Raw genomic sequence first — 25,209 nt, 5'->3', positions numbered from 1 at the left:
GCGAAACAAACCGATAGGATCCGCCTTATGCGCCGTTCCAAAATCGTCTGCACCCTTGGCCCCGCCGTCGACTCGCACGAGCAGCTCGTCGCTCTGATCGAAGCCGGCATGAGCGTGGCCCGATTCAACTTCAGCCACGGCACCCACGAGGAGCACCAGGGCCGGTACGACCGCGTCCGCAAGGCCGCCGCCGAGACCGGCCGCGCGGTGGGCGTGCTCGCCGACCTCCAGGGTCCGAAGATCCGCCTGGCGAAGTTCGCCGAGGGCCCCGTCGAGCTGGTGCGCGGTGACGAGTTCACCATCACCGCCGAGGACGTCCCGGGCGACAAGTCCATCTGCGGCACCACGTACAAGGGCCTGCCGGGCGACGTCCAGAAGGGCGACCCGATCCTCATCAACGACGGCAACGTCGAGCTGAAGGTCGTGTCGGTCGACGGCCCGCGCGTGAAGACGATCGTCATCGAGGGCGGCGTCATCTCCGACCACAAGGGCATCAACCTGCCCGGCGCGGCGGTGAACGTCCCGGCCCTCTCGGAGAAGGACGTCGAGGACCTCCGCTTCGCCCTTCGCATGGGCTGCGACCTGGTCGCCCTGTCCTTCGTCCGCGACGCCGACGACGTCAAGGACGTGCACAAGGTGATGGACGAGGAGGGCCGCCGGGTCCCCGTCATCGCCAAGGTGGAGAAGCCGCAGGCCGTGGAGCACATGGAGGGCGTCGTCATGGCGTTCGACGGTGTGATGGTCGCGCGTGGTGACCTGGCCGTCGAGTACCCCCTCGAAAAGGTCCCGATGGTGCAGAAGCGCCTGGTGGAGCTGTGCCGCCGCAACGCCAAGCCGGTGATCGTCGCGACCCAGATGATGGAGTCGATGATCACCAACTCCCGCCCGACGCGCGCGGAGGCGTCCGACGTCGCCAACGCGATCCTCGACGGCGCGGACGCGGTCATGCTGTCCGCCGAGTCCTCGGTCGGCGCCTACCCGATCGAGACCGTCAAGACGATGTCGAAGATCGTCGTCGCGGCCGAGGAGGAGCTGCTCTCCAAGGGCCTCCAGCCGCTGGTCCCCGGCAAGAAGCCGCGCACGCAGGGCGGTTCCGTCGCCCGTGCCGCGTGCGAGATCGCGGACTTCCTGGACGGCAAGGCGCTGGTCGCCTTCACCAAGTCCGGTGACACCGCCCGCCGTCTGTCCCGCTACCGCGCGGCCCAGCCGATCCTGGCCTTCACCACGGACGAGGGCACCCGCAACCAGCTGGCCCTCAGCTGGGGCGTCGAGTCCTTCGTGGTCCCCCACGTCCACAACACGGACTCGATGGTGGAGCTGGTGGACGCGGAGCTGCTGAAGCTCAAGCGCTACAACGACGGCGACACCATGGTCATCACGGCGGGCTCGCCCCCCGGCATCCCCGGCACCACCAACATGGTCCGGGTGCACCACCTGGGCGGCGGCGAGCGCGACTGACGTCGCGCGGTCCCCGCATGAGGGCGGGCCCGGGGTTCCTCGAGAACCCCGGGCCCGCCCTTTCGGCTGTGCTCAGTCGGCCGCTGCCGCGTTGCCCGTGCCCGGGCCGGTGAAGTAGTTGTGCAGGCCGGGGACGGTCAGGGTGCCGCCGAACTGGCCCGCCTGAGTGACCTTGACCTTGGTGAACATCGCGATGGGGACGTTCAGCGGGGGCGGGGTCTGGGGGCTGAAGGTCACCGGGATGAGGCCGAAGAGGTTGCCCTTCAGCTCCTCCGTGTACATCGTGACGGTGCCCTGGCGGAGGGTCGAGGTGGAGCCCTTGCGCGCCTGGACGTGGCCCGTGGTGCCGTTGGGGCCGACCGTCGTCTGGTGCAGGTCCTTGATGTCCGTTTCCTTGGCGGTGAACTTCAGGACCTTCTTGATCTTGCCGCCCGCGGTGCGCACCTCGACGACACCCGCGTAGTCCAGGCCCCGGAGCGTGAGCATCGAGGTTTCCAGGATCCAGGGGTCGTCCGGGAGGTCCGGGATGCCCGGTTCCAGCTTGGCGTTGGCCAGGGCGTCCGGGTCCGCGACGGGGCAGGGGAAGGGGATCTGGCCGTCTTCGTTGGGGACGAGATCGGGCTTGCCGTCGCCGTCCTTGTCGAAGTCCTCGACCTTGATGCCGAGCTTCTCGGCGGCGGCCTTGATGGCCTTCTCAGTCTTGGCCGCGGCGGCGTCCGCCTTCTCCTTGGCGTCCTTGGCCGCCTTGTCGAGCTTGTCCTTGGCTTCCTTGGCGTCCTTCTCGGCCTTGGACTCCTTGTCGGCCTTGGACTCCTCGGCGTCGTCCTTCGGGTCCGGCTTGTCGGCCTTCTTCGCCGGCTCGGCGTCCTTCTTGGCCGCGTCCGCGTCGGGCTTCTTCGCGGGGTCCTTGGCCGCGTCGGGCGCGTCCGGCTTCGCCGCGTCCTGCTTCGCCGGGTCCGCCGCCGGAGGAGCGGGCTCCTCCTTCTTGCCGCCCAGGCCCTCGAAGAAGTCCTTGATCGCGGGGCCCACACCGAGCGGGTCCAGCGGGTTCTTGGTCTCCGTCTCGGCGGGGGCCGGAGTGGTGGCGGGCGCCTCGGGGGCCTTCTTCTCCGGCGTGGGGGTCTCGGCCGGGGCCTTGGTCCCGTCCGGGGCCGGGGTCTTGTCCGGCTTCGTGGCGTCGGGGCCGGCCGGGTCGGGCTTGCCGTCCTCGGCCGGCTCGTCCTTGGCGGGCTTGTCCTTCTCCGCGTCCTTGCCGGGCTCGTCCTTGGCGGCGTCGTCCTTGCCCTTGGCCTCGTCGTCCTTGGCCGCGTCGTCCTTGCCCGCCTCGTCCGGCTGGGTCACGCACGGGCCGGGGGCGAACGGGTTGCCGGGCTCCTCGGCGGCCATCGCCAGCTTCGGCGTGAGGCTCATCCCGACGAGCACCGCCGTGGGCATCGCCGCGAGGGCGAGCGCCTTGCCGGCCGGCATGTGGAACTTGGTCAGCAGCGACTTCTTGGGGGCCGCGTGACGCGGCCCGCTTCTACCGCGGGCCTCCGCTCCCCCGCCCGCGGTCACCTGGGCCTCGTCACCCCGCACTGTTCCTCCTGCCATCGGCGTCGGTCGTGGTCGTGTCCGGTCCGGCCCCCGGGGACTTCGTGAGGTTCGCCTTGGGCTGCCCGGGCTGCGAGGGCTGCTCCGCCTGCGGCGGCACCTGCGTCAGGGCCATCGTCTGCTCGGCGGGCGCCTCGGGGCCGGCCGGGCCCGACTGCGTACCGTCGAAGAGCCCGCCCGCGAACGGCGCTCCGGAAGCAGCGGCAGCCCCCTCGACCGGGGCCGGAGCCGCCGCCCCCTTCACCGGGGCCCACGCGATCGACATCGCGCCGCCCACCATGGCGAACAGGAAGCCGATGAGGAAGCCGCCGATGTTCGACACCGGAATGGAGACCAGGGCCAGCAGGATCGAGGCCACACCCGCGAAGATCCGCACGATGGAGTGGAACCACATCGTGAGGCCCAGCGTGACCAGCAGCACGCCGATGATCAGCGAGCCCGCTCCCGCCGTCGTCGCGATGGTGAGCGTGAGCGCCCCCATCTTGAGCCCGTTGTACGGGAAATACATGATCGGGATGCCACCGATGAGGGTGAACAGGCCCGCCCAGAACGGCCGGACACTCCGCCAGGCGCGGAAGCGCAGCCGCCAGTAGTGGAAATCGCGGCTCTCGCCATCGCGGCTCTCGCTCGGAACCGAGGTCTCGGCGCTCATGAAAACAGCTCCCTGGAACCGGTGTTGCTGTGCAGAAGATGAGGGAGGGGGAACGGGCGGAGCGCCCCGCACTCGTCCGGCAACCGCTCAACACGGCTGCCGGGCAAGGCAGTTGCTAGCGCCCCGCCCGCAACGGAGTGCTTAGTAGCACTCCTTGACGCCCTTGTGCAGGCGCAGGCTCAGACCGCTGAGCTTGAAGGTGCCCGCCGAGGTCGCCCAGGCGCGCTGCTTCACGTTGGTCAGCACGGCCCGGTCGGCCTGCTGCGCGAAGCCGAAGGGGTTGGCCTTCGTGCCCGGCTGGATGCCCGGGCCCTTGTTGGCCTTGCCCGCGGCGACACCGATGTCGATGTTCGAGAACTCCGCGTCGGCGTCGAGGTCGGCGACGTCGAGGTAGATGTTCTTGGCCTCGACCGGCTTCGACGCGTCCGTACCGGCCTTCAGCATCAGACTGATGCTGCCGAAGATCGGGACGTCGGGCGTGACGACCGACTGGCACATGTTGGTGATGGTGGCCGACTTGAAGCCGGAGACCGCGACCGGGTGAAGGGCCGGGTTCCCCTTCAGGTCCGTGCCCTCGGCGATCGAGCCGTACTGCACGAAGCCCGTGCCGTCCAGCTTGTCCGTGGTGACCTTGAAGTCCTGGCCGGAGACGCTGAACGAAGCCGCCAGCGCGCCCTGCGCCATGGCCACGCCTATCGCCGCGGTCGCGGCCACGCTCGGCACCATGACGACGGCGAAGCGACGCCATCTGGTCCCACCGCGTACTGCTGAGCTCATGTACTTTCCTCCTTCTCGGACGTACATCTCCGGATGCGGGCGAGGGGCCCGTCCTGGGATGGGAGAAGTGCTACGTCCTCGGAGTGCGGGCGCCCGTGTCATCAGGCGTGAACCACGGCGTGAGCCACGTCCGTGCCGTCCGAATCACCGGCGATCACCCCCGAGCGACAACCACTGGCCACGCGTTCGCGCAACCTGCTGGACAGGCCCCGCCGCATGGGCGGAGACCCCCCTGTCCAGAGCCGGCACCACTGCTGCCGGCCCACTCGGTGGGGACCCAGGGCCCGCGGGACCCGACTGGCTTGTCAGGTCTGGGGCAATGGACCGAGCGTGGCCGATCGTGGTGCATTCACGGGCCTGGCACAAGGGGGTTCGTTACTGGCTAGTAACGGGCGGATAACCGAAGCGCTGTCTGCCGGTCTCGCAGGGTCGCGGACGGCTGCGTCGCGTGACGCGGAAAATCGGGTGATTGCCGCAACAAGGCGGACAGAAGGGCGAGTTCGCTTTACTGCGAGTAACAGCACCCGCAATTGCCAAGTTTTGGCAAAGCGGAGCCGCGGTTTATCGACAAGGAGAGCTGAACGGGGTGCCGATGCACACAGCACCGACACCCCGTGAGGCCGCTTTGAGCACTTCCGTACGGAGCACTTCCGCAAGGAGGCTTCGTTACGTCCGGTACGCCGACGGAGACGTGCGCCCCGCCTAGAACAGCACCCGCGCCAGCGCCGTCCGCGCCTTGCCGACCCGGGGGTCGTCCGCGCCGACGACCTCGAAGAGTTCCAGCAGTCGCACGCGCGCCGCGTCCCGGTCGTCCCCGGCCGTCACGCGCACGGTGTCGACGAGCCGCCCGAAGGCGTCCTCGATGTGGCCGCCGGCCAGGTCGAGTTCGGCGGCGGCGATCTGCGCGGGCACGTCCGCCGGACGCTCGGCGGCGTCCTTGCGGGTCTGCTGCGGGTCCAACTTCGTTACGCGGCCGAGCAGTTCGGCCTGCGCGAGACCGGCCTTGGCGTCCGGGTTCGCCGGGTCGTCGGCCAGTACGTTCTTGTACGCCTGGACCGCGCCCGCGAAGTCGTTGGCGTTCAGCGCGTCCATCGCCGCGTCCAGCAGGGCGTCGTACGGACCGACCGGGACCGGGGCGTCGGCCGCGACGGGACCGTCCGCGACCTGGATGCCCACGAGCCCGAAGCGCTCCTCGCCGACCTGGATCAGCTGGTCGAGGGTGGCGCGGATCTGCTCCTCGGGCGCGACGCCCTGGAAGAGCGGCAGGGCCTGTCCGGCGACGACCGCGAAGACGGCCGGGACGCCCTGGACGGCGAACTGCTGGAGGAGCATCGGGGCGCTCTCGCCCTCGACCTTGGCGAGGACGAAGCGTCCCCGGTACTCGGCGGCGAGGCCGGCGAGCTGCTGGACGAGCTGCTCGCTCTGCTCGGAGCGGCGCGACCAGAAGGCCACGACGACCGGCACCTCGGAGGCGAGCTGGAGGACGGAGGTCTCGAATCCGGCCTCGTCGACGTCGAAGACGAGGTTGGCGGCGGGCACGGCCGGTGCGCCGCCCTGCCGGGCGGCCTCGGCACGCGCCTGCTCCGCCTTCTGCTTGGCCTCGTTGGCCGCTTTCACCGCGGCGAGGTCGACGACGCCGCTCATGGACATGTTCCTAGGCTGCATACGTACATCCTCCCCCCTCGGCGACCGGTTCAGAAAAGCGTCGCGGCACTGCCGCGACGGGTGATGCGTAGGGCGCCGGGTCCCCACCTGGCGCCGGTGGTTGTCGCTCGGCCCGCCCGGGTCCCGGTACGGGGCCGCGGAGGAGCTTTCGCTACAGGTCGTAGCGTAACTCGACAACCCTCCGGGGCGCCTCGTGATCTCCCTCACGATCATGCGCCGAGCCGATGACGGGCCGTACCTACTCACCGGTATGGTCGCGGTCATGTCCACCCCCGCCACTCCCGCGCACCCTCGTCCCGGGCGCCCCCGCAGTGCCGCCGCCGACGCGGCGATCCTGGACGCGACGCGGGACGCACTGGTGGAACTGGGCTGGTCGAAGCTGACCATGGGCGACGTGGCACAGCGCGCCGGGGTCGCCAAGACGACGCTCTACCGGCGCTGGGCGCACAAGAACGAGCTGGTGGTGGACGCGGTCGCGGTCCTCTTCGACGAGCTGCAGCTGCCCGACCGGGGCAGCCTGCTGGAGGACGTACAGGGCGTGGTGCTGCAGTTCGCGGCGCTCCTGGAACGCCCCGAGACGAAGACCGCGCTGATGGCGGTGGTCGCGGAGTCCACCCGGGACGCGGCCCTGCGCGAGCGGATCCGCTCGGCGATCGTGGACCGCCAGAAGCGCCTCGTACTCCTGGGCCGGGAACGCGCGCAGGCCCGCGGCGAGCTGCCGTACGAGGAGTCCCCCGTACAGGCAGCCCGCAACGCGGACCTGATCTTCGACGTGATCGCCGGGGCCGTCGTGCACCGGGCGCTGGTGAGCGCGGAGCCGGTGGACGAGACGTGGGCCCGCAATTTCACGGCACTGCTGGTGGGCGGCCTGGGCGGCGTGACCCCTGCCTAGGTCTCGGACCCGGCAGCGGTCCGGTGCCCGGGGCTCAGACCCGGCAGCGGTCCGGCGCCCGCGGCTCAGACCTGGTAGCGGTCCGGCGCGAAGAGGTGGACGTTCTCCGCGACCCACTCGCTGGTGTGCTTCAGCCCGTCCTCCAGGCTCGTCTCCGGCTCCCAGCCCGCCCACTCGCGCGCGCGGGTGTTGTCGGAGAGCAGCCGCTCGACCTCGCTGCCGGAGGGCCGCAGCCGGGCCGGGTCGACGACGACCTCGGCGTCCCGCCCGGAGGCGGCGATCAGGGCGGTGGCCAGCTCGCCGATGGCGATCTCGCGCCCGGTGCCCAGGTTCACGGTCTGCCCGAGGGCCCGGTCGCAGTCGGCCATCGCGAGGAAACCGCGCGCGGTGTCCGTGACGTACGTGAAGTCGCGGGTCGGCGTGAGCGAGCCGAGCTTGATCTCCCGTGCTCCGGAGTGGAGTTGGGCCAGGATGGTCGGGATGACGGCACGCGCGGACTGCCTCGGACCGTACGTGTTGAAGGGCCGCACGACCGTCACCGGCAGCTCGAAGGCGTGGTGGAAGCTGAGCGCCATCATGTCGGCGCCGATCTTCGACGCGGAGTACGGGGACTGCGGCTGGAGCGGGTGGGCCTCGCTGATGGGGGCGGTCAGGGCCGTCCCGTACACCTCGCTCGTGGAGGTGTGCACGAGGCGGCGGACGCTGTGCCGACGGCATGCCTCCGCGATGTTCTCCGTACCGACCACGTTCGTCTGGACATACGCGCCGGGCGAGGAGTAGCTGTACGGGATGCCGATGAGCGCGGCGAGGTGGAAGACGGTGTCGCAGCCCGCGACGGCGTCGGACACACGCCCCGCGTCGCGCACGTCGCCCGTGAACATCTCCACCTGACTGCTCGTCAAGTGGTGCTTGAGGAAGCCCTTTTCGGCGTACGGCTTGTAGTGCACGAAGGCGCGGACGTCCGCCCCGAGGTCCACCAGCAGGTCGACGAGCGTGGAGCCGATGAAGCCCTCGGCGCCGGTGACGAGGACCTTGCGGCCGTTCCAGTCAATACGATTGATCATGACGTGAACTCCATTGCTCCGTAGGTGAATTGAGGAAGCCCGGACAGCCGCAGCACCTGCGCGGCCAGCAGATCGGCGGCCTGCGCGTGCGTGCTGGGACCGGCCGCGCGGGACATCGCCGCGAGCCGCGCCGGGTCCGCGAGCAGCGGCTCGACGAGCGCGGCCAGCCGCTCGGCGGTGGTCTCTTCGTCCGGCACGAGCTCGGCGGCGCCGGCGTCCGACAGCACCCGCGCGTTGTGCGTCTGGTGGTCGCCGGGGGCGTGCGGGTAGGGCACGAGGACGGCGGGGACGCCGACCGTCTCCAGCTCGGCGACGGTCGCGGACCCGGCCCGGCAGACCACGAGGTCGGCGGCGGCGTACGCGAGGTCCATCCGGTCGAGGTACTTCACGACCGTGGCGACGGGGTTGGCCCCGACCCGCGCCCGCGTCTCCTCCAGCTTGGCCGGACCCGTCTTGATCAGCAGGTGTACGTCGCTGCGCCCGCGCCACCGCTCGGCGAGCCCGATCGCCGCCTCGGTGAGCCGTACGGCGCCGAGGCTGCCCCCGTTGAAGAGCACGAGCCGCGCCCCCGCCGGGACGCCCAGCGCCCGCCGCGCCTCGGCGCGCAGCCCCACCCGGTCGAGGCGGGCCAGGGACGCGGCGATCGGCATGCCCACCGTCATGGCGTTCTGCCCGCCCGCCAGGTGGGCCCGGCTGCGGTCGAAGGCGATCGCGATGTTGCCGGTCAGCCGGGCCGCGAACTGATTGGCCCGCCCGGGGACGGCATTCGACTCGTGAATGATGCTCGGCAGCCCGGCCATCCTCGCGCCGACGATCACCGGAGCACTCGGATATCCGCCCATGCCGACGGCAACGTGCGCGCCCTGCTGCTTGAGGATCGCCCGCGCCTGCGCCCCCGACTTCAGCAGGGCGGCGGGCAGCAGGAATCTCTTCGCCCCGAGCGACGGGTCGAACGGAATCATGTCGACGGTGTGCAGCCGGTACCCGGCCCCCGGTATGAGGTCGGTCTCCAGCCCTCTCGTCGTCCCGACGAACGAGACGACGGCGTCGGGCACGGCCCGCCGCACGGCTTCGGCGAGGGCCAGCCCCGGGTAGATGTGCCCGCCGGTGCCGCCCGCGCCGATCACGACGGAAAGAGGTCCCGCTGAGGGTGGTGTGCTCATGGCCGCCACACTCACGAAGATCCCTAAGAAGCTTCTAAGAGCCCGGTTTGGCAGGATTCACCCCATGACGAAGATCCTGGTGGTCGACGACGAACCGGAAGTGCGGGCCGCCGTCGAGGACGGCCTCTCCATCGAGGGGTACGAGGTCAGGGGCGCCCCGGACGGCCTGACGGCGCTCTCCACCGTCGCCTCCTGGCAGCCCGACGCGCTCGTCCTGGACGTGATGATGCCGGTGCTGGACGGCCTCGCGGTCTGCCGCCAGTTGCGCGGCCTGGGCAACCGCATCCCGATCCTGGTCCTCACCGCCCTGGACTCGGTGAGCGACCGGGTCGACGGCCTGGACGCGGGCGCGGACGACTACCTGGTCAAGCCCTTCGCCCTGGACGAGCTGGTCGCCCGGGTGCGCGCCCTGCTGCGCCGGGCCGCGCCGCTGCCGGAGGACGACTCCCTCTCGTACGCGGACCTGACCGTCGACCCGGTCACCCGCACCGGCCACCGCGCGGGCCGCCCCCTCGAATTCAGCCGCACGGAATTCGCCCTGCTGGAGCTGCTGCTCCGCCACCCGGGCCAGGTCCTCCCCCGCGAGCTGATCCTCGAACTGGTCTGGGGCCGCGACTTCGGCCCCGACTCCAACTCCCTTGCGGTGTACGTGGGTTACCTGCGCCGCAAACTGGAAGCCGCGGGAGAGCCCCGCCTGGTCCACACGGTGCACGGCGTCGGCTACCGCTTGGATCTGGCGTGAGCGGGGGTGCGCGGGGGCGCGCGCCCGGAAACGTACCGGGACCCCCTCGGCCCGGCGGGCCACCGGGACCACTGGAACCTCTGGGACCTCTGGGACCTCTGGGACCTCTGGAACCTCTGGTTGCGGACACTCCTCGCCGGGACGAGCCGGCCGGCACGGCCCTCGCCACGCGCGCGCCCCGACTCCCCCGGGACCCGTCATGAGCGGGGGCCGGCGCAGGCGGGCGCTCGGGGCGCGGTGGCGGAGGCACCGGCCGTTGCGGACGCGGCTGGCGGTGGCCGCGTCGGCCGCCGTCGCGCTGGTCGCGATCGGGGTGTGCACGGCCGCGTACTTCGTCATCCGGTACGAGATGTACCACCAGCTCGACCTCAACCTCACCCAGTCGGCCACCCGCATCGTCCAGGCCGACCGGCACCCGGCCACGGGCGTCCTCGCGGGCGAGTGCCGCTACCTGTCCGCCCCGGCGTGCGCGCAGGCCGTCCCCGCCGACCCGGCGAAGGACCCGGCCGAGCCGTACGTGCTGCCGGTCTCGCCCCCGGTGCGCGAGGTGGCATCCGGCGAACGCGCCCCGTACTTCTCCAACTTCACCCTCGAAGGCCACCCGGCCCGCATGGCCGTCACCCCGCTCGACGACGGCCGCTCCCTCCAACTCGCCCTGCGCTCCGACTCGGTGCAGCGCGGCATCCGCCAGGCGGCCCTGCTGCTGTCGGCCGTCGGCGGCGCGGGCGTCCTGCTCGCCGCCGCGCTCGGCTACTGGGTCTCCCGTACGGGCCTGGCCCCCGTCGCCCGGCTCACCGCCACCGCCGAACGCATCGCCGCCACCCGTGACCCCCGCCACCGCATCGAGCTGCCGCCCGGTCCGCCGGGCCGCGAGGACGAGGTCACCCGCCTCGCCGCGAGCTTCAACACGATGCTCGGCGAGCTCGAACAGTCCGTCTCCGCCCAGCGCCGCCTCGTCGCCGACGCCTCCCACGAGCTCCGGACCCCCCTCACCGCCCTGCGCACCAACGCCGAACTCCTGGCCCGTGCCGACCGGTTGAGCCCGGAGCAGCGGGACCGGGCGTCCGGTGCGCTCGGCCGCCAGCTCCGTGAGGTCACCGGCCTGGTCAACGACCTGATCGAGCTCGCCCGCGACGAGGAGCCGCAGCCCCTCCTGGAGGAGGTCCGGATCGCCTCACTCGTCGAACACGCGGTCTCGACGGCGGAGGCCCACTGGCCCACCACCCCCTTCCCCCTCTCCCTGGCGAACGAGGCCACCCCCCTCACCCTCCCCGGCGTCCCCGCCCGCCTGACCCGACTCCTCACGAACCTGCTCGACAACGCGGCCAAGTTCAGCCCACCAGGAGCACCGGTCGAAGTGGAACTCACCCTGTCCCAGGGCCACTTGGAGATCACGGTCCGCGACCACGGCCCCGGCATCTCCGCCGAGGACCTCCCGTACGTCTTCGACCGCTTCTACCGCGCGGAGGCGGCCCGCGCGCTGCCCGGCTCGGGCCTCGGCCTGGCGATGGCCCGCCAGATCGCCCGGGCGCACGGCGCGGAGCTGACCGCCGAACGGGCGCCGGGCGGCGGGGCGTTGTTCCGCTTGCGGTTCGGAGAGGGGTCCCGGTCCGGGGGGTGAGGCGGGGGCCCTGTGCGCCCGGTGCCGGGGGCGGTCCTCTTCGCGCCTCGCCCGGCACCGCGTGCCGGCCCACCCCACGCCCACCCCAACGACCGACACCAGTGTCAACCCCGACACCCCACCCCCGTGTTCCCGACCCCGGTGTGATCTTTGCCCACCCCGGCACCCCTTCTCCCCCAGCCCCCCACACCCCCATACTCCGAGTCGGCCACCGCCAGCAGGCCCGTGGACCCCCGACCCAGAGGACGTGCCTTGCCGCAGACCCTGCACCCCGCAGCCGCCGCCGGAACCTGGACGCTCGGCGGTGAGCTCACCGTCAACCGCCTCGGCTACGGCACCATGCGGCTGCCCCAGATCGGCCCGGCCCTCAACACCGCCTCCGCCCCGCGCGACCGCGCCGAGGCCGTCGCCCTCCTGCACCGCGCCCTCGACCTCGGCGTGAACCACTTCGACACGGCCGCCTTCTACTTCTCCTCCGCGCACTCCTCCAACGACCTCCTCCGCGCCGCCTTCTCCCCGTACGCCGACGACCTGACCATCACCACCAAGGTCTGGCCGGCCCGCAACCCGGACGGCTCCTGGTGGTACGCCGAGCCCCACCAGCTCCGCGACCAGGTCGAGGACAACCTCCGCGCCCTCGGCCGCGACCACCTCGACGTCGTCAACCTCCGCATCCCCCGCAGCAGGACGACCGGCTCCATCGCCGAGCACTTCTCCGCCCTCGCCGAACTCCGCGAGGCCGGCCTCATCCGCCACCTCGGCCTCTCCAACGTCACCACCGCCCACCTCGCCGAAGCCCGGGCCATCGCACCCGTGGTCTGCGTCCAGAACCCGTACGGCCTGGAAGCCACCCCCGAGGAAACCGCCGTCCTGCGCACCTGCGGCGAGCAGGGCATCGCCTTCGTCCCCTTCTACGCCATCGCCGGCGCGGGCCGCGAAACAGGCACCACCGGCACCGACGACGACCGCGTCCTCACCGTCGCGCGCGCCCACGACGCCTCCCCCGCCCAGATCCGCCTGGCCTGGACCCTCCACCAGGGCCCCCACGTCCTGGCCATCCCGGGCACGGGCGACCCCGCCCACCTGGCGGCGAACGTCGAGGCCGCCGCCCTGCGACTCACCGACGAGGACCTGGCCCTGCTGAACCCCGCCTGACAAGTCCCGCCGGTCACCCCTCGTCGTAGCAGAGACAGAAGGGATGGCCGGCCGGGTCGAACAGCACCCGCACGTTCTCCTGCGGCTGGGCCTCCGCCAGCGTCGCCCCCAGCGCGACCGCCTCCGCCACGGCCTCGTCCAGGTCCCCCACCTGGAAGTCGAGGTGCATCATCGGCCGCTGCTCCCCCTCCACCGGGGGCCACACCGGGGCCCGGTACCCCTTCGCCTCCTGGAACACGAAGAACGGCCCCTGCGGCGAGGCCGCCACGATCGCCGTCCCCGGCTCCTCGTGCCCCACGTGCCACCCGAGCAGCTCCGCGTAGAACGCGGCCAGCGCCCCGGGGTCCGGTGCCTCGACGGTCGTGCCCCACCACATGCCTTGCGTACGAGATTTCATCCCCGCATCCTGGCATCCCGCCTGATCGCAGCCGCACCCTCAGTCGACGTCCACGTCGTCGAAGAGGGCCAGCATCCGGCCGAGGACATGCACGCACGCCCCCACCTCCGCCTCCGTCAGGTCGCCGCCCACCTGGCGCAGCAGCGCGTGTTCGCGGGCGGTCACCGCGGCGATGACCGTACGGCCCGCGTCCGTGAGCCGTACCAGCGAGGAGCGCTGGTGGGCCGGGTTCGGGACGGTCTCCACCCAGCCCCGCTCCCCCGCGTCGTTCACCATCCGCTGGACGAACTGCCTGCTCAGCGACTGTGCCCGGCCCATCTGCGGCACCGTCATCGGGCCGCGCGCCCGCAGCAGGTCCAGCACCGCGCGCACCCCCACCGACACCCCCTCCAGCGGAGCCGCCTGCTCCACCTTGCGCTGCACGCGCCGGTAGAGCGGTCCGACCAGGTCGAAGACCTCGGTGAGGCGGTGGGCGAGTGCGTCCGGCGGGAGGGGGGTCTCGTTCATGCCTCCAGAATGACACCTTGGTTGCCATTCCAGCACCCCGCATGACACCTTGGTTGTCATGACTGACGCGCTCAGGACCCAGGAATCCTTCTCGTACGTCTACGAGGCCGACGGCGGCCCCCTCACCTACCTCGACACCGGCGGCAACGGCCCCGCCGTCGTCCTCCTCCACGGCGGCTTCGTCGACCACCGCATGTGGCACGCCCAGATCCCCGCGCTCGCCCGCACCCACCGCGTCATCGCCCCCGACGCCCGGGGACACGGCGACTCCTCCGTGGCGAAGGCCCCGTTCCGGCCCGCCGACGACGTGGCGGCCCTGATGCGGCACCTGGGCGTCGGGCCCGCCGTGCTGGTCGGGCTGTCGATGGGCGGCGCGACCGCCGTCGACACGGCCCTCGAACACCCCACGCTGGTAAGGGCGTTGGCGGTCAGCGGCGTCGGCACCAGCGAGCCCGAGTGGCGCGACCCGTGGGTGCTGGAGCGTCAGGCCGAACAGGTGAAGGCGCTCACGGCCGGGGACGCGGCCCGGTGGGTGGAGGAGTTCACGCTGTTCGCCGCAGGCCCGCACCGGTCCCTCGACGACGTCGACCCCGACGTCGTACAACTGCTGCGCGAGATGCAGACGTACACGATCTCCAAGCACACCGGGGCCGAGCCCGACCACCGTGTACCTGTCACGGACACCTGGGCGCGCGCCGCCGGCGTCGACGTGCCCGTACTCGCCCTCAACGGGGCGCTCGACTCCGACGACCACCTGGAGATGGCGGACCGGCTCGCCCGGACCGTACGCGACGGACGGACCCTGCGCATCGAAGGCACCGCCCACTACCCCAACATGGAACGGCCGGACCTCTTCAACGCCCACCTCGCGGATTTCCTGGAGTCGCTGTGAGGGGCGGGGAGACGTTCAACCACCCTTCGACGGAGGTCAGTCGGGGCGACTTGCGCACCCTCGGCTCACCGGACGGCCCCCTCACCTACCTCGACACCGGCGGCAACGGCCCCGCCGTCGTCCTCCTCCACGGCGGCTTCGTCGACCACCGCATGTGGCACGCCCAGATCCCCGCGCTCGCCCGCACCCACCGCGTCATCGCCCCCGACGCCCGGGGGCACGGGGCGTCGTCCGTGGCGAAGGCCCCGTTCCGGCGGGCCGACGATGTCGCGGCGCTGCTGAAGCACCTCGACACCGGGCCCGCCGTCCTGGTCGGGCTGTCGATGGGCGGGGCGACCGCCGTCGACGTAGCGCTCGAACACCCGCCGCTTGTACGGGCGTTGGTGGTCAGCGGGGTGGGCACGAGCGAGACCGAGTTCCACGACCCGTTCGTGCTGCGTTCCCTCACGGAGATGGGCCGGGCCCTCGGCGCGGGAGACACGGCGGGCTGGGTGGAGGCGTTCATGCGCTTCACCTCCGGCCCGCACCGGACCCTCGCCGAGGTCGACCCCGAGGTGCTGCGCCTGCTCCGCGACCTCGCCTCGCACACGATCGCCAAGCACCGGGACAGCGAGGTCTCCCCCGACCACCACGTCGTCCCGGTCACCGACACCTGGGCGCGGGCCGCGCGGATCGACGTACCGGTGCTGGCGATCGTCGGCGGTCTCGACTCCGACGACAACCACGCGATGGCGGATCGCCTGGTGCGCACCGTGGCGCACGGCCGTCTCGTACGCGTCGAGGACACCGCCCACTACCCGAGCCTGGAGCGGCCGGAGGTCTTCAACGCGTACGTGTCCGACTTCCTCAGCACCCTCTGACGGGGCTCAACAACCTCTGGCGGGGCTCAGCGCACACTGACGGACCTCAGCGCCCCTGCCGCTGCCAGGCGCAACTGCCCACCGTCGCCCGCCCGTTGGAGACCAGCTTCGCCGCCTCCCGGGCGGGCGGCATCTCACTGCGCCCCTTGTGGCAGACCACGGTGCGGCTGCCGTACCCGGCGAGGTCGGCGAGGATCTGGTCCCAGTGGCGGTACTGGACGTCGTGCCCGGTGTCGGCATAGGTGCGCACCGCGACGGGCTTGGCGGGAAGGTGCTCCTGCCAGGTCTTGAGCGTCGCGGGCGGGACGGTCGTGTCCTTCTTCCCGCCGTAGAGGTAGACGGGGGCCTTGAGCCTGGACAGGTCCGGGCCGGGACGCTGGCAGTACAGCTTCTGCTCGTGCACCTGCGGGGCCGGATCCGCTTGCTGCCCGCGCTGGTTGTACGTACGCGCACCCTCCTCGTACGCCGTGTCCGCGAAGCCCGGGATCGACTTCACCGGGCTGTCGTCCGCGAACGCCCACCACTTGCGCGGGTCCGTGATCGACTCCTTGAGCGACTTCGCGAGGACGTCGTCGGGCAGCGCGCAGTACGCGGCCTTCGCCCCGAACGGCGGTGCGGCGGCGGCCAGATGGAGCTGCTCGATGCGGTCGGGGGCGAGGGAGGCGAGCTCGGCGGCGTACGGGCCGCCGCCGGATATCGCGATCACGCGGACCTTCCGCACCCCCAGCTTTTCGAGGACCGCGAGGGCGTCCTTCGCGAAGTCGGCCTTGCCGAGCTTGCTGTCGAAGGGGGTGTCGCCGAAACCGTTGCGCTCGACGGAGAGGAGACGGAGGCCGAGGTTCTCGCGGGTGGTGCGGAAGAAGTCGGTCATGTGCGCGGCCCGGGCGCTCGTGCCGGTGCCCCCGATGAACAGGACGGGGATGCCGTCGCGGGGCCCGTCGTCGATGTAGTGCGCGGTGCGGCCGGTGGGCAGCCGGGCCGACTTCACCTCGGGGCCGAGGGAGTCGAAGGTGTCCTGGATCTTGGGGGTCTTCGGGTACGAGGCGGGGTGCGGGGTGTCGGCGGGCGCGGAGCCGGTCATGGCGAGGGTGCAGGCTGCGGCGGCGATGGTCGCGGCGGCGGTGCTTCTGAGGGGGATGCGCACGGGGGTTGGTCCTCCGACTGGCAGGTGGCGGCGGGTCTTGCTGTCGCGCCGCCCCTACCCGGGGCCCGCCCGTTGACACCTGTAACCAATGTCGGCCGCGCCCTGCCGTGACCGGCTTTGCACCGGTTCCGACCAGGGGTTACGGTCACGGGGGAGCAATTCGTCCCATGAATTGCCCGGCCGAATTGCCCGGCATCCCACGAACCGTATGGAGGACCCCCGTGAAGATCCTGCTCGTCGGCGCCACCGGCACGCTCGGCCGCGCCGTCCACTCCCTGCTCGGCCCCCGGCACGAGATCGTCGCGGCCTCGCGCAGCGGCGCGGCGGGCCCGAAGGTCGACCTGACCGACCCGGCGTCGATCGCCGCGCTGTACGCGGAGGTGGGCCGGGTCGACGCGGTGATGTGCGCGGCGGGCGGGGTGCCGTTCCGGCCGGTCGGGGAGCTGACGTACGACGACCTGATGGCGGGGGCACGGGACAAGATGCTCGGCCAGGTGGAGCTGGTGCGGCGGGGCGTGGAGGCGGAGGCGGTCGCGGACGGCGGCTCGTTCACGCTGATCACGGGCATCCTCTCCCACGAGCCGATCAGCGCGGGGGCAGTGGCCGCGATGGCGAACGGAGCGGTGGACGCTTTCGTCCGGGCCGCCGCGACGGAGCTGCCGCGCGGGCAGCGGATCAACGCGGTCAGCCCGACGATGCTGACGGAGTCCCTGTCCAAGTACGACGCCTCCTTCCCCGGCTTCGAGCCGGTCCCGGCGGAACTGGCCGCGAAGGCCTACCGCAAGTCGGCGGAGGGCATCCAGACAGGGCGGACGTACCGGGTGGGGTGGTAGCGAGCGCCTCCCGGGGCGCGGGCTATCGCCGTGTCCGGGCCCCGGCCTATCCTCCGATCATGATTCGTGCTGTGGTCTTCGACGTCGGTGAGTGCTTGGTCGACGAGACGCGGGAGTACGGCACGTGGGCCGACTGGCTCGGCGTCCCCCGCCACACGTTCGCCGCGATGTTCGGCGCCGTGATCGCCCAGGGGCGGGACTACAGGGAGACCTTCCAGGAGTTCCGGCCCGGGTTCGACCTGTACGAGCAGCGACAGGCCCGCGCGGATGCAGGGCAGCCGGAGCACTTCGACGAGAGTGACCTCTACCCCGACGTCCGCCCGGCCCTGGCCGCGCTGCGCGAGGCGGGTCTGTGGATCGGCATCGCGGGCAACCAGACCGTACGCGCGGGCGGCATCCTGCGGAACCTGTTCACCGAGGACGTCGACCTGATCGGCACCTCGGACGACTGGGGCGCGTCCAAGCCGGACCCGCTCTTCTTCGAACGCGTCGCCGAGGTCGTCCCGTTCGCCCCGGAGGAGATCCTCTACGTGGGCGACCGCGTCGACAACGACCTCCGGCCGGCCGTCGCTGCGGGCATGCCCACCGCGCTCGTCCGCCGCGGCCCGTGGGCCACCATCCAGTGGGGCAGCGAGGAAGCACTGAACCTGCCGACGTTCCGCGTCGACAGCCTCTCCGAACTCCCCGACCTGATCACCAAGTTCAACGCTGAAGCGCGCTGACCATCGCCCTCCACCCGTGCATCGCGTCGTCCAGCTCGACCTCTCAGGGGTGATCACTCTTCCCCTCTGCCCGGAGCTCGGGCAGAGGCGACTTCGTCATCTCCCCAGCCGTTCAGAGGGAGTAGCGTTCTGAGTGTCTAGGTCAGAACGGAGCTTCCCCATGCCCGATCCGAACGACAACACGACGGACCACACCCTGCCTCTCACCTTCGGGAAGCGTGTGAAGCGCGCAAGGGAGCGCAGGGGCAAGACGCGCGCTCTGGTGGGCGACTTCGTCGGCCGCTCCGCCAAGTAGGTAGAGGCCATCGAGAGCGACCGTCTCCACATGCCCCGCCTCCCGCTCCTCCTCCGGCTCGCCGACGCGATCGGCGTGGACGATCTGTCCGAGCTGACAGGGGAACAGCGGATCGCCTCCTCCACCTACTCGAAGGGGGTGCACCCCGGGCTCCCTCGGGTGCGGGAGGCACTGACGACGTACAACTTCCAGGCATCCGATCACGAACCGCAGCCCGCCGCCGAACTCACCGCCCGAGTACGGCAGGCGTGGGAGCTGTGGCACGCCAGCGGGGACCACCGGTCGCGCATCGCCGACCTGGTCCCGGGCCTGCTCGGCGACTTGCAGCACGCGGCACGCGCCCACGACGGCACCGAGCGGCGCCGTGTCCTGGTCGCCCTCGCCGAGACGTATCACCTCACCCACCTCTTCCTTTCCTTCCAGCCTGCTCACGACCTGGTGATGCTCACCGGGGACCGGGCCATGAGCGCAGCGCAGGACGCGGACAGTCCACGGGCGATCGCGGTTGCCGCCTGGTACATGAACCACGTCTTCCGCGATGCCGGGGAGGCTTCGGAGGCACGGGTCGACCTGGCGATGAAGGCGGCAGCACTGATCCAGCCAACCGCCGTCGACCCGGTGGACGTTGCCCATCACGGTCTGCTGCATCTTGCCGCCGCACTCTCGTACGCGAAGGTGGGCCGGGACGGCGACGCCTGGCGGCACTGGGAAAAGGCGGACCAGGCCGCGAAGAAGCTGGGTCCGGGCTACTCCCACCCGTATCTCATCTTCGGCCAAGGCATGGTTGATGCGTACCGGCTGACGATGCACACGGACCTGTCCAAGCCCGGGCAGGCAGTGGAGGTGGCGACGACGATCGATCTCGCACCGATGCCTTCGGCCACCCGTCGCAGCTTCCACATGACGGAGTCGGCGCGCGCGTACCGGATGGAGGGGGAGGACATGGCGGTCGTCCACCTCCTCAAGAAGGCGTACAGGACGAGCCCGGAGACCTCGCGCTTCAACATCTTCACCAGAAGCACGGTGACCGAGTTGGTGGAGTCCGGTCCCGCCATGCTTCGCGACGATATCCACTACCTCGCAAGGGAGTTGAAGATCCCCGCGTAGTCGCGCGGGTACATTCCGTACCCCTCCCCGTGGGGGTACGAGGTATACCCGCCACCCGGAACCCCCGGTCCTACGGTCGACAGAAACACGAATCCGACCAGACCGGGGGCTCCCGTGACCGGCAGAACTGCCACTACATCCGTCGCCGACTGGCTGGCCCACGCGCACACCGATCCGGCGACCGCTCACCGGGAGTGGGCAGAGCAGGGGTTGGCGCTGCTGCCCCTCGGCCACCGGTTCGACGCCGTCCGCATCCGGGTCGCGGTCGTGCACGCGGCCCTCGGCACCACCGCCCCGGACACCGTCCGCAGCACCCTGGCCGTCCTGCTCGGCGGGCCGGTGATCCAGGACGGCGCGAAGTGGACATACCCCCTGACGCGCGTGGGCGGCACCGCCTCCTGGCCCACTCATGCCGGTACGCACCTGGCACGGGCTGGCTCGCCGTCCCCCACGTCGACCTTCTCAGCCCGCCCGGACTGCACTGGGCGGTGGCCCCGAACACCCCCGGGCGTCTCTGCGACTTGGTGGCCGTGGCCCAGATGGTGGCCGTCGGAGCCGCCCGCCTGTCCGAGAAGCAGTGAGGGCAATGGACCAGCCGTTGTCATCCGTACGGATAGACCGAGCCCCCAGCTTTCCCGAGTTCGTCGCACTCATGACGCACGGCACCCGGTGTGCCGCGTGCATGGCCGGTGCCCTGTGCCCGGATGGCGAACGGCTGATGGCGGTGCATGACGCCAAGTTGTGCTGGCGGAAGCAGCCGTCATGACCCGGTGCCTGAGCCACGACGGGAGAGGGCACGCCTTCCCCGTCGAGGACGAGTCCGGCGCGTACTGCCCCGAGCACGAGGTGACGCTCCTGTGCTACGGCGCCCCGATCACCGCCGACGACCTCGCCCCCGAGGCTGCCCCGGACAAGTTCACGAAGTAGCCCCGCATTCACTCGCTCCGGTCGCCGCCCCCATGGACAGGTCGACGGCCGGCGCGGGCCTCGTACACCACCCATGGAAATACGACCGGATCTTGGCCAGTGCCCCCGGCTTGAGGCGGGGAGGTGTAGGCCATCTCAGGATTGCTCTGACCCGCAGATCAGTACGGGCGTTTCTGCTGCTCGATGTACTGACGGACCACCGTGATCGGCGCACCTGCGCAGGACCCGGCGAAGTAGGAGCGGGACCAGAACCGGCCATGCATGATGACCCGGTTCACCTCGCCCGCGTATTCGATGCGCAGCCGCCGCGAAGACACCCCCTTGAGACTGTTGACCAGCTTGGAGAGGGCGACTTTCGGGGGGTAGTGCACCAGGAGGTGCACATAGTCGTCCTCGCCGTTGAACTCCTTCAGTTCCGCGTCGAAATCCGCACAGACGTCCCGCATGATCTCTTCACAGCGCGCCAGCATCGCGGATGTGAACACTCCACGCCGGTACTTGGTCACAAACACCAAGTGCACGTGCAGGTTGTATACGACATGCGCCCCGCGCCTGATATCGGGCTCTGCTTCCCACCGTGGTGACATGCACCAACCGTAGTAGAGTCGAGTGATCAGCCAACAAGCGGACGGGGGTGGGGACTTGAAACGGCAGCGTGGGCACAAGGCGTTGCTCGACCTCACCCCCGCCCAGCTGTGGAAGATCGAGGATCAGGGCCATGCCGCCCGGGCGATGTGGAACCTGCTCCACGATCTGTGGACCATGACACCGAAGTGTCAGCGGTCCCTGTCCCGGATGGATGCGGAGATCAGACGCGCCCGCAAGGACATCGACTGGCTCGCCGCCCTTCCGGCACAGGCCGCCCAGCAGGTCCTCAAGACGTACATGCGGGCATGGGTGAACTGCTGGGAAGGCCGGGCCCAGGCCCCCACCTTCAAGATCCGCTCCCGCACCCGTGCCGCCATCGACATCCCGCAGGGCCGCGACCTGCGCATCACCCGCCTGACCCGCCGGTGGGGCCAGTGCTGGGTGCCGATGGTGGGGTGGGTCCGTTTCCGCTGGACCAAGGACCTCCCCGTAGGCAAACGGGCGGACAAGAACAACCGGGTCACCGGGGCCCGTCTGATCAAGGAGGCGAACGGCTGGCACATCGTCTTCCGCCTCCAGCGCGAGGTGGAGGATCCCAAGCCGCACCCGGGCCCCGGTGTCGGTATCGACGTCGGTGTCACCCGCCCCCTGGCCCTGTCCGACGGCTCCTTCCGCGACCACACCCCGTGGCTGACCCTCAAGGAACAGGAGCGGCTGCGCCGCCTGGAACGCACCCGCGAACGCCAGAAGTCCCACCGCAGGCCCGGCGAGAAGACATCGAACCGGCTGCACCGCACCAACCAGCTGATCGCCGGGTACCGGGCAAGAGCCAAGCGCCGCACCCTCGACTGGCAGCACAAGACCACCACCGACATCGCCGAGACCTTCGGCATCGTCGGGGTGGAACAGCTCAACATCCCGAACATGATCAAGTCGGCCAGGGGAACCACCGAGGAACCGGGGACCAACGTCCGGCAGAAGGCCGGGCTGAACCGGGCGATCAGCGGCGAGGCATGGGGCCGCACGGTCAACCTACTCGCATACAAGCTGCCCGACCGGGGCGGACACCTGATCAAGGTCCCCGCCCCGAACACCTCGAAACGGTGTCACGCCTGCGGGTCCCTCATCGAAGGCAACCGCGCCTCCCAGGCCGTGTTCGTGTGCAAGAACGAAGCCTGCGGGTGGTCCGGCAACGCCGATACCAACGGCTCATACAACATCGAGACAGCCACCAGGAAACAAACGCCCCAGGACATTGCGGGTGTCAGGACGTGGAGCCTTAGCCAGTGGGCAGGCCCAGAAGCGTCAACCACCCCTCCCGTCACACTCTGACACGGAGGGGAATCTGCCCCCTCAGGGGGCAGAGGATGTCAATGCCAAGGCTGCGAGGTCTGCCTCGCGTTGGCCGTCATCCGCCGCAGCACCTTGAGCGCCGCCACGTACTCCTCGTCCGTGACCCCCTCGTGCACCTGCGCCCGCAGTGACGTCACCAGGGTCTTGATCTCCGCGCGCCCCGCGTGCCCCGCCTCCGTGAGGGAGAGATGGCCCGCGTCGGAGGCCACGAGCCAGCCCCGGTGGAGGAGTTGGTCGACAACGCGGGAGATGTCGTACGGGTTGTCCGCCACCTCCGCGAGCCCCGCGACCACCTCGTCGCGGGTCGCCGGGGCCCCGGCGACCCGGTTCAGGACCCACCACTGCGGCTGTGTCACGTCGTACCGAGCCATCGAATCCCGCAGCAGATTCTTGACCGCGTTGCTCGCGACCCCCGTCCAGTAGGCGACGGGCTGCGAGGCGAGGTCGGCGTCGGCGGCCCGGGGGTCGGCGGAGTGCTGCGGGGTGGCGGTGGCGGTGCTCGTCGTTGTCGTCATACGGATCACGCTAGGACCTCAAGGGCAGTTGAGGTCAAGCGTGATCCGCACCACCAAGTGGCCCTAGAACCCCGGGGGTTCGACGTACACACCCCACTCGTCCCGCAGCACCCCGCAGATCTCGCCGAGCGTCGCCTCCGCCCGTACGGCGGCCAGCATCGGCTCGATCATGTTGGAGCCGTCGCGGGCGGCGGCCAGCATCGCGTCCAGCGAGGAGCGGACCAACGCGTCGTCGCGGTGCGCCTTGCGGTCGGCCAGGACCCGCACCTGCTCGGTCTCCACCTCGTGGCTGACCCGCAGGATCTCCAGGTCGCCGGTGACCGAGCCGTGCGCGGTGTTCACGCCGACGACCTTCTTGTCGCCCTTCTCCAGCGAGCGCTGGTACTGGAAGGCGGACTCGGCGATCTCGCCGGTGAACCAGCCGTCCTCGATCCCGCGCAGGATGCCCGAGGTGATCGGGCCGATGGGGTGCCGGTTGTCGGGGTGGGCGCGGAGCCCGCGCTCCTTGATCTGCTCGAAGATCTTCTCGGCGTCGGCCTCGATGCGGTCCGTGAGCTGTTCGACGTACCAGGAACCGCCCAGCGGGTCGGCCACGTTGGCGACGCCGGTCTCCTCCATCAGCACCTGCTGGGTGCGCAGAGCGATCTCCGCCGCCTGCTCGCTGGGGAGGGCCAGGGTCTCGTCGAGGGCGTTGGTGTGGAGGGAGTTGGTGCCGCCGAGGACGGCGGACAGGGCCTCGACCGCCGTCCGCACGACGTTGTTGTACGGCTGCTGGGCGGTCAGGGAGACACCTGCCGTCTGGGTGTGGAAGCGGAGCCACTGCGCCTTGTCGGTCTTCGCCCCGTACACCTCCTTCATCCAGCGGGCCCAGATCCGGCGCGCCGCACGGAACTTGGCGATCTCCTCGAAGAAGTCGAGGTGCGCGTCGAAGAAGAAGGAGAGGCCGGGGGCGAAGACGTCGACGTCCAGGCCTCGGCTCAGGCCCAGCTCCACGTATCCGAAGCCGTCGGCGAGCGTGTACGCCAGCTCCTGCGCGGCCGTCGCGCCCGCCTCGCGGATGTGGTAGCCGGAGACGGAGAGCGGCTTGTAGGCGGGGATGCCGGTCGCGCAGTGCTCCATCAGGTCACCGATGAGGCGCAGGTGCGGCTCCGGCTGGAAGAGCCACTCCTTCTGCGCGATGTACTCCTTGAAGATGTCGGTCTGGAGCGTGCCGTTGAGGACGGCCGGGTCGACGCCCTGCCGCTCGGCGGCGACCAGGTACATGCAGAAGGCGGGGACGGCCGGGCCGCTGATCGTCATCGACGTCGTGACGTCGCCGAGCGGGATGTCCTTGAAGAGGATCTCCATGTCGGCGGCCGAGTCGATGGCCACACCGCAGTGACCGACCTCGCCGAGGGAGCGGGGGTCGTCGGAGTCGCGGCCCATGAGGGTGGGCATGTCGAAGGCGACACTCAGCCCTCCGCCGCCGGCCGCGAGGATCATCTTGTAGCGCTCGTTGGTCTGCTCGGCGTTGCCGAAGCCCGCGAACTGGCGGATGGTCCAGGTCCGGCCCCGGTATCCGGTGGCGTGCAGGCCACGGGTGTAGGGGTACTCGCCCGGCCAGCCGATGCGCTCGAAGCCCTCGTACGTGTCTCCCGGGCGCGGGCCGTAGACGGGCGCGACCTCGTCCCCGGAGAGCGTGGTGAAGTCGGCGTCGCGCTTGCGGGCCTTGTCGTACCGGGCCTGCCAGCGCTGGCGGCCCTCTTCGATCGCTTCGGCGTCCATACCCTTCAATTTACTAGGACGTCCTAGTAAATGTCGATGGACAACCGCCGTACGGATTCGCGCATCCGTACGGCGGTGGGGTTACGCCTTGCTGGTGCTGGTGACCGGGCCCTGGTCCTTGACGAGGGGCTTGGCCTCGCGGGTGATCTTCGGCTCGACGAAGAAGGAGGCCACGGGGATGCAGCCGGCGGCCAGCACCCACAGGAGCTTGCCGAAGGGCCACTTCGCCTTGGAGCCGAGGTCGAAGGCGAAGATCACGTAGATGATGAAGAGCACGCCGTGGATCTGCGAGATCAGCATGGTGTCGCCGATCTGGAAGGCGTACTTCAGGACGATGGCCCCGGTGAAGACGAGGAGCCATACGGCGGTGACGTAGGCCATTACCCGGTAGCGGGTCAGCACGCTCTGTTTCATGCATCGAGCGTAACGGGACGAGCGGGGGGATCTTGGACCGGGTCCGGGCCCCTGAAAGGGGCGCGGGGAACTGCGCGAGCAACCCAACAACAAGCCGCGCGGCCGAGCGCTT

Annotated in this window: 27 protein-coding genes; 14 read left to right on the top strand and 13 right to left on the bottom strand. The window is 70.6% G+C overall.

Annotation, left to right across the window (positions count from 1 at the left end):
* Positions 1–27 precede the first annotated feature (27 nt).
* A complete protein-coding gene (pyk, locus tag IE269_RS32075) occupies positions 28–1,458 on the top strand; it encodes a pyruvate kinase (protein WP_189826750.1) in 1,431 nt (476 codons plus the stop codon).
* 72 nt (positions 1,459–1,530) lie between these two features.
* Here the strand turns inward: pyk and IE269_RS32070 are convergent, their stop codons facing one another.
* The 4 genes from IE269_RS32070 to IE269_RS32055 form a co-directional block, all read right to left on the bottom strand.
* Complete coding sequence (locus IE269_RS32070; protein WP_189826749.1) at positions 1,531–3,033, bottom strand: hypothetical protein; 1,503 nt, start codon at positions 3,031–3,033, stop codon at positions 1,531–1,533.
* Positions 3,023–3,700 carry a DUF6114 domain-containing protein gene (locus IE269_RS32065; protein WP_189826748.1) on the bottom strand — a complete coding sequence of 226 codons (678 nt, stop codon included), beginning with the start codon at positions 3,698–3,700 and terminating at the stop codon, positions 3,023–3,025. The genes IE269_RS32070 and IE269_RS32065 overlap by 11 nt, the downstream gene beginning before the upstream one ends.
* Positions 3,701–3,841: 141 nt before the next feature.
* Positions 3,842–4,477, bottom strand: coding sequence for a DUF6230 family protein (locus tag IE269_RS32060; protein WP_189826747.1), 636 nt, complete (start codon positions 4,475–4,477; stop codon positions 3,842–3,844).
* Positions 4,478–5,179: 702 nt separating this feature from the next.
* Positions 5,180–6,142 (bottom strand): tetratricopeptide repeat protein, encoded by a 963-nt coding sequence (locus tag IE269_RS32055; protein WP_189826746.1) that lies wholly within the window; start codon positions 6,140–6,142, stop codon positions 5,180–5,182.
* A 262-nt stretch (positions 6,143–6,404) separates the two neighbouring features.
* On the opposite strand from IE269_RS32055, the gene IE269_RS32050 reads away from it, so the two are divergent.
* Entirely contained in the window at positions 6,405–7,034 is a 630-nt protein-coding gene (locus tag IE269_RS32050) for a TetR/AcrR family transcriptional regulator (protein WP_189826745.1), read from the top strand.
* A 65-nt stretch (positions 7,035–7,099) separates the two neighbouring features.
* On the opposite strand, the gene IE269_RS32045 is transcribed toward IE269_RS32050, so the two are convergent.
* Positions 7,100–8,098, bottom strand: coding sequence for a GDP-mannose 4,6-dehydratase (locus tag IE269_RS32045; RefSeq protein WP_189826744.1), 999 nt, complete (start codon positions 8,096–8,098; stop codon positions 7,100–7,102).
* On the bottom strand, positions 8,095–9,261 hold the full coding sequence (locus IE269_RS32040) for a UDP-N-acetylglucosamine--N-acetylmuramyl-(pentapeptide) pyrophosphoryl-undecaprenol N-acetylglucosamine transferase (protein WP_189826743.1): 1,167 nt from the start codon (positions 9,259–9,261) through the stop codon (positions 8,095–8,097). Before IE269_RS32040 ends, IE269_RS32045 begins: the two co-directional genes overlap by 4 nt.
* A 64-nt stretch (positions 9,262–9,325) precedes the next feature.
* Between IE269_RS32040 and IE269_RS32035 the strand changes: the two genes are divergently transcribed.
* The 3 genes from IE269_RS32035 (at position 9,326) to IE269_RS32025 (ending at position 12,779) form a co-directional block, all read left to right on the top strand.
* Positions 9,326–10,003, top strand: a complete 678-nt coding sequence (locus IE269_RS32035; protein ID WP_189826742.1) for a response regulator transcription factor — start codon at positions 9,326–9,328, stop codon at positions 10,001–10,003.
* A gap of 199 nt (positions 10,004–10,202) precedes the next feature.
* Positions 10,203–11,624 (top strand): sensor histidine kinase, encoded by a 1,422-nt coding sequence (locus tag IE269_RS32030; RefSeq protein ID WP_189826741.1) that lies wholly within the window; start codon positions 10,203–10,205, stop codon positions 11,622–11,624.
* Positions 11,625–11,876: 252 nt separating this feature from the next.
* On the top strand, positions 11,877–12,779 hold the full coding sequence (locus tag IE269_RS32025) for an aldo/keto reductase (RefSeq protein WP_229898382.1): 903 nt from the start codon (positions 11,877–11,879) through the stop codon (positions 12,777–12,779).
* Between the two features lie 13 nt (positions 12,780–12,792).
* On the opposite strand, the gene IE269_RS32020 is transcribed toward IE269_RS32025, so the two are convergent.
* Both IE269_RS32020 and IE269_RS32015 read right to left on the bottom strand, forming a co-directional pair.
* A complete protein-coding gene (locus IE269_RS32020; RefSeq protein ID WP_229898383.1) occupies positions 12,793–13,176 on the bottom strand; it encodes a VOC family protein in 384 nt (127 codons plus the stop codon).
* A gap of 39 nt (positions 13,177–13,215) precedes the next feature.
* Positions 13,216–13,683 (bottom strand): MarR family winged helix-turn-helix transcriptional regulator, encoded by a 468-nt coding sequence (locus IE269_RS32015; protein ID WP_189826740.1) that lies wholly within the window; start codon positions 13,681–13,683, stop codon positions 13,216–13,218.
* Between the two features lie 58 nt (positions 13,684–13,741).
* Between IE269_RS32015 and IE269_RS32010 the strand changes: the two genes are divergently transcribed.
* Entirely contained in the window at positions 13,742–14,575 is an 834-nt protein-coding gene (locus tag IE269_RS32010) for an alpha/beta fold hydrolase (protein ID WP_189826739.1), read from the top strand.
* Positions 14,572–15,435, top strand: coding sequence for an alpha/beta fold hydrolase (locus IE269_RS32005; RefSeq protein ID WP_189826738.1), 864 nt, complete (start codon positions 14,572–14,574; stop codon positions 15,433–15,435). Before IE269_RS32010 ends, IE269_RS32005 begins: the two co-directional genes overlap by 4 nt.
* A gap of 46 nt (positions 15,436–15,481) precedes the next feature.
* On the opposite strand, the gene IE269_RS32000 is transcribed toward IE269_RS32005, so the two are convergent.
* Complete coding sequence (locus IE269_RS32000; RefSeq protein ID WP_229898384.1) at positions 15,482–16,579, bottom strand: alpha/beta fold hydrolase; 1,098 nt, start codon at positions 16,577–16,579, stop codon at positions 15,482–15,484.
* A gap of 221 nt (positions 16,580–16,800) precedes the next feature.
* Between IE269_RS32000 and IE269_RS31995 the strand changes: the two genes are divergently transcribed.
* The 6 genes from IE269_RS31995 to IE269_RS31975 all read left to right on the top strand — a co-directional run bounded on the left by IE269_RS31995 (position 16,801) and on the right by IE269_RS31975 (position 20,463).
* A complete protein-coding gene (locus tag IE269_RS31995; RefSeq protein ID WP_189826737.1) occupies positions 16,801–17,412 on the top strand; it encodes a short chain dehydrogenase in 612 nt (203 codons plus the stop codon).
* Between the two features lie 59 nt (positions 17,413–17,471).
* The gene (locus IE269_RS31990; RefSeq protein ID WP_189826736.1) at positions 17,472–18,134 is read left to right on the top strand and encodes an HAD family hydrolase; all 663 of its coding nucleotides are present in this window, start codon (positions 17,472–17,474) and stop codon (positions 18,132–18,134) included.
* 160 nt (positions 18,135–18,294) lie between these two features.
* The gene (locus tag IE269_RS43420) at positions 18,295–18,429 is read left to right on the top strand and encodes a hypothetical protein (protein ID WP_268253635.1); all 135 of its coding nucleotides are present in this window, start codon (positions 18,295–18,297) and stop codon (positions 18,427–18,429) included.
* 30 nt (positions 18,430–18,459) lie between these two features.
* A complete protein-coding gene (locus tag IE269_RS31985; RefSeq protein WP_229898385.1) occupies positions 18,460–19,536 on the top strand; it encodes a DNA-binding protein in 1,077 nt (358 codons plus the stop codon).
* Between the two features lie 359 nt (positions 19,537–19,895).
* Positions 19,896–20,117, top strand: a complete 222-nt coding sequence (locus tag IE269_RS31980; protein WP_189826735.1) for a hypothetical protein — start codon at positions 19,896–19,898, stop codon at positions 20,115–20,117.
* Between the two features lie 181 nt (positions 20,118–20,298).
* Positions 20,299–20,463 carry a hypothetical protein gene (locus IE269_RS31975; RefSeq protein ID WP_189826734.1) on the top strand — a complete coding sequence of 55 codons (165 nt, stop codon included), beginning with the start codon at positions 20,299–20,301 and terminating at the stop codon, positions 20,461–20,463.
* Between the two features lie 158 nt (positions 20,464–20,621).
* On the opposite strand, the gene tnpA is transcribed toward IE269_RS31975, so the two are convergent.
* Positions 20,622–21,050: an IS200/IS605 family transposase gene (gene tnpA / locus IE269_RS31970; RefSeq protein ID WP_189826733.1), complete on the bottom strand. Its 429-nt coding sequence runs from the start codon at positions 21,048–21,050 to the stop codon at positions 20,622–20,624.
* 55 nt (positions 21,051–21,105) lie between these two features.
* Here tnpA and IE269_RS31965 point away from each other — a divergent pair, with 55 nt between their 5' ends.
* Complete coding sequence (locus IE269_RS31965) at positions 21,106–22,383, top strand: RNA-guided endonuclease InsQ/TnpB family protein (protein WP_229898386.1); 1,278 nt, start codon at positions 21,106–21,108, stop codon at positions 22,381–22,383.
* Positions 22,384–22,421: 38 nt separating this feature from the next.
* Here the strand turns inward: IE269_RS31965 and IE269_RS31960 are convergent, their stop codons facing one another.
* The 3 genes from IE269_RS31960 to IE269_RS31950 form a co-directional block, all read right to left on the bottom strand.
* Positions 22,422–22,919 carry a MarR family winged helix-turn-helix transcriptional regulator gene (locus IE269_RS31960; RefSeq protein ID WP_189826732.1) on the bottom strand — a complete coding sequence of 166 codons (498 nt, stop codon included), beginning with the start codon at positions 22,917–22,919 and terminating at the stop codon, positions 22,422–22,424.
* A gap of 63 nt (positions 22,920–22,982) precedes the next feature.
* Positions 22,983–24,683 (bottom strand): coenzyme B12-dependent isobutyryl-CoA mutase large subunit, encoded by a 1,701-nt coding sequence (locus IE269_RS31955; protein ID WP_189826731.1) that lies wholly within the window; start codon positions 24,681–24,683, stop codon positions 22,983–22,985.
* A gap of 81 nt (positions 24,684–24,764) precedes the next feature.
* Complete coding sequence (locus IE269_RS31950) at positions 24,765–25,097, bottom strand: DUF3817 domain-containing protein (protein ID WP_189826730.1); 333 nt, start codon at positions 25,095–25,097, stop codon at positions 24,765–24,767.
* Between the last annotated feature and the right edge of the window lie 112 nt (positions 25,098–25,209).

Origin of the sequence: Streptomyces spiroverticillatus (assembly GCA_014650415.1) — a bacterium.
Lineage (GTDB): Bacteria > Actinomycetota > Actinomycetes > Streptomycetales > Streptomycetaceae > Streptomyces > Streptomyces spiroverticillatus.
The sequence above is the reverse complement of the archived record's forward strand: the minus strand, read 5'-3'. Positions and strand labels throughout refer to the sequence as shown.

Excerpts from the sequence above, each read along its gene's own strand:
- IE269_RS32050 (WP_189826745.1), top strand. The coding sequence starts at position 6,405 with ATGTCCACCCCCGCCACTCCCGCGCACCCTCGTCCCGGGCGCCCCCGC.
- IE269_RS31950 (WP_189826730.1), bottom strand. The coding sequence starts at position 25,097 with ATGAAACAGAGCGTGCTGACCCGCTACCGGGTAATGGCCTACGTCACC.
- IE269_RS32040 (WP_189826743.1), bottom strand. The coding sequence starts at position 9,261 with ATGAGCACACCACCCTCAGCGGGACCTCTTTCCGTCGTGATCGGCGCG.
- IE269_RS32035 (WP_189826742.1), top strand. The coding sequence starts at position 9,326 with ATGACGAAGATCCTGGTGGTCGACGACGAACCGGAAGTGCGGGCCGCC.
- IE269_RS31955 (WP_189826731.1), bottom strand. The coding sequence starts at position 24,683 with ATGGACGCCGAAGCGATCGAAGAGGGCCGCCAGCGCTGGCAGGCCCGG.
- IE269_RS32020 (WP_229898383.1), bottom strand. The coding sequence starts at position 13,176 with ATGAAATCTCGTACGCAAGGCATGTGGTGGGGCACGACCGTCGAGGCA.
- pyk (WP_189826750.1), top strand. The coding sequence starts at position 28 with ATGCGCCGTTCCAAAATCGTCTGCACCCTTGGCCCCGCCGTCGACTCG.
- IE269_RS43420 (WP_268253635.1), top strand. The coding sequence starts at position 18,295 with ATGCCCGATCCGAACGACAACACGACGGACCACACCCTGCCTCTCACC.
- IE269_RS32045 (WP_189826744.1), bottom strand. The coding sequence starts at position 8,098 with ATGATCAATCGTATTGACTGGAACGGCCGCAAGGTCCTCGTCACCGGC.
- IE269_RS32055 (WP_189826746.1), bottom strand. The coding sequence starts at position 6,142 with ATGCAGCCTAGGAACATGTCCATGAGCGGCGTCGTCGACCTCGCCGCG.
- IE269_RS32030 (WP_189826741.1), top strand. The coding sequence starts at position 10,203 with ATGAGCGGGGGCCGGCGCAGGCGGGCGCTCGGGGCGCGGTGGCGGAGG.
- IE269_RS31985 (WP_229898385.1), top strand. The coding sequence starts at position 18,460 with ATGCCCCGCCTCCCGCTCCTCCTCCGGCTCGCCGACGCGATCGGCGTG.
- tnpA (WP_189826733.1), bottom strand. The coding sequence starts at position 21,050 with ATGTCACCACGGTGGGAAGCAGAGCCCGATATCAGGCGCGGGGCGCAT.
- IE269_RS31960 (WP_189826732.1), bottom strand. The coding sequence starts at position 22,919 with ATGACGACAACGACGAGCACCGCCACCGCCACCCCGCAGCACTCCGCC.
- IE269_RS32015 (WP_189826740.1), bottom strand. The coding sequence starts at position 13,683 with ATGAACGAGACCCCCCTCCCGCCGGACGCACTCGCCCACCGCCTCACC.
- IE269_RS32065 (WP_189826748.1), bottom strand. The coding sequence starts at position 3,700 with ATGAGCGCCGAGACCTCGGTTCCGAGCGAGAGCCGCGATGGCGAGAGC.
- IE269_RS32060 (WP_189826747.1), bottom strand. The coding sequence starts at position 4,477 with ATGAGCTCAGCAGTACGCGGTGGGACCAGATGGCGTCGCTTCGCCGTC.
- IE269_RS31975 (WP_189826734.1), top strand. The coding sequence starts at position 20,299 with ATGACCCGGTGCCTGAGCCACGACGGGAGAGGGCACGCCTTCCCCGTC.
- IE269_RS31990 (WP_189826736.1), top strand. The coding sequence starts at position 17,472 with ATGATTCGTGCTGTGGTCTTCGACGTCGGTGAGTGCTTGGTCGACGAG.
- IE269_RS32010 (WP_189826739.1), top strand. The coding sequence starts at position 13,742 with ATGACTGACGCGCTCAGGACCCAGGAATCCTTCTCGTACGTCTACGAG.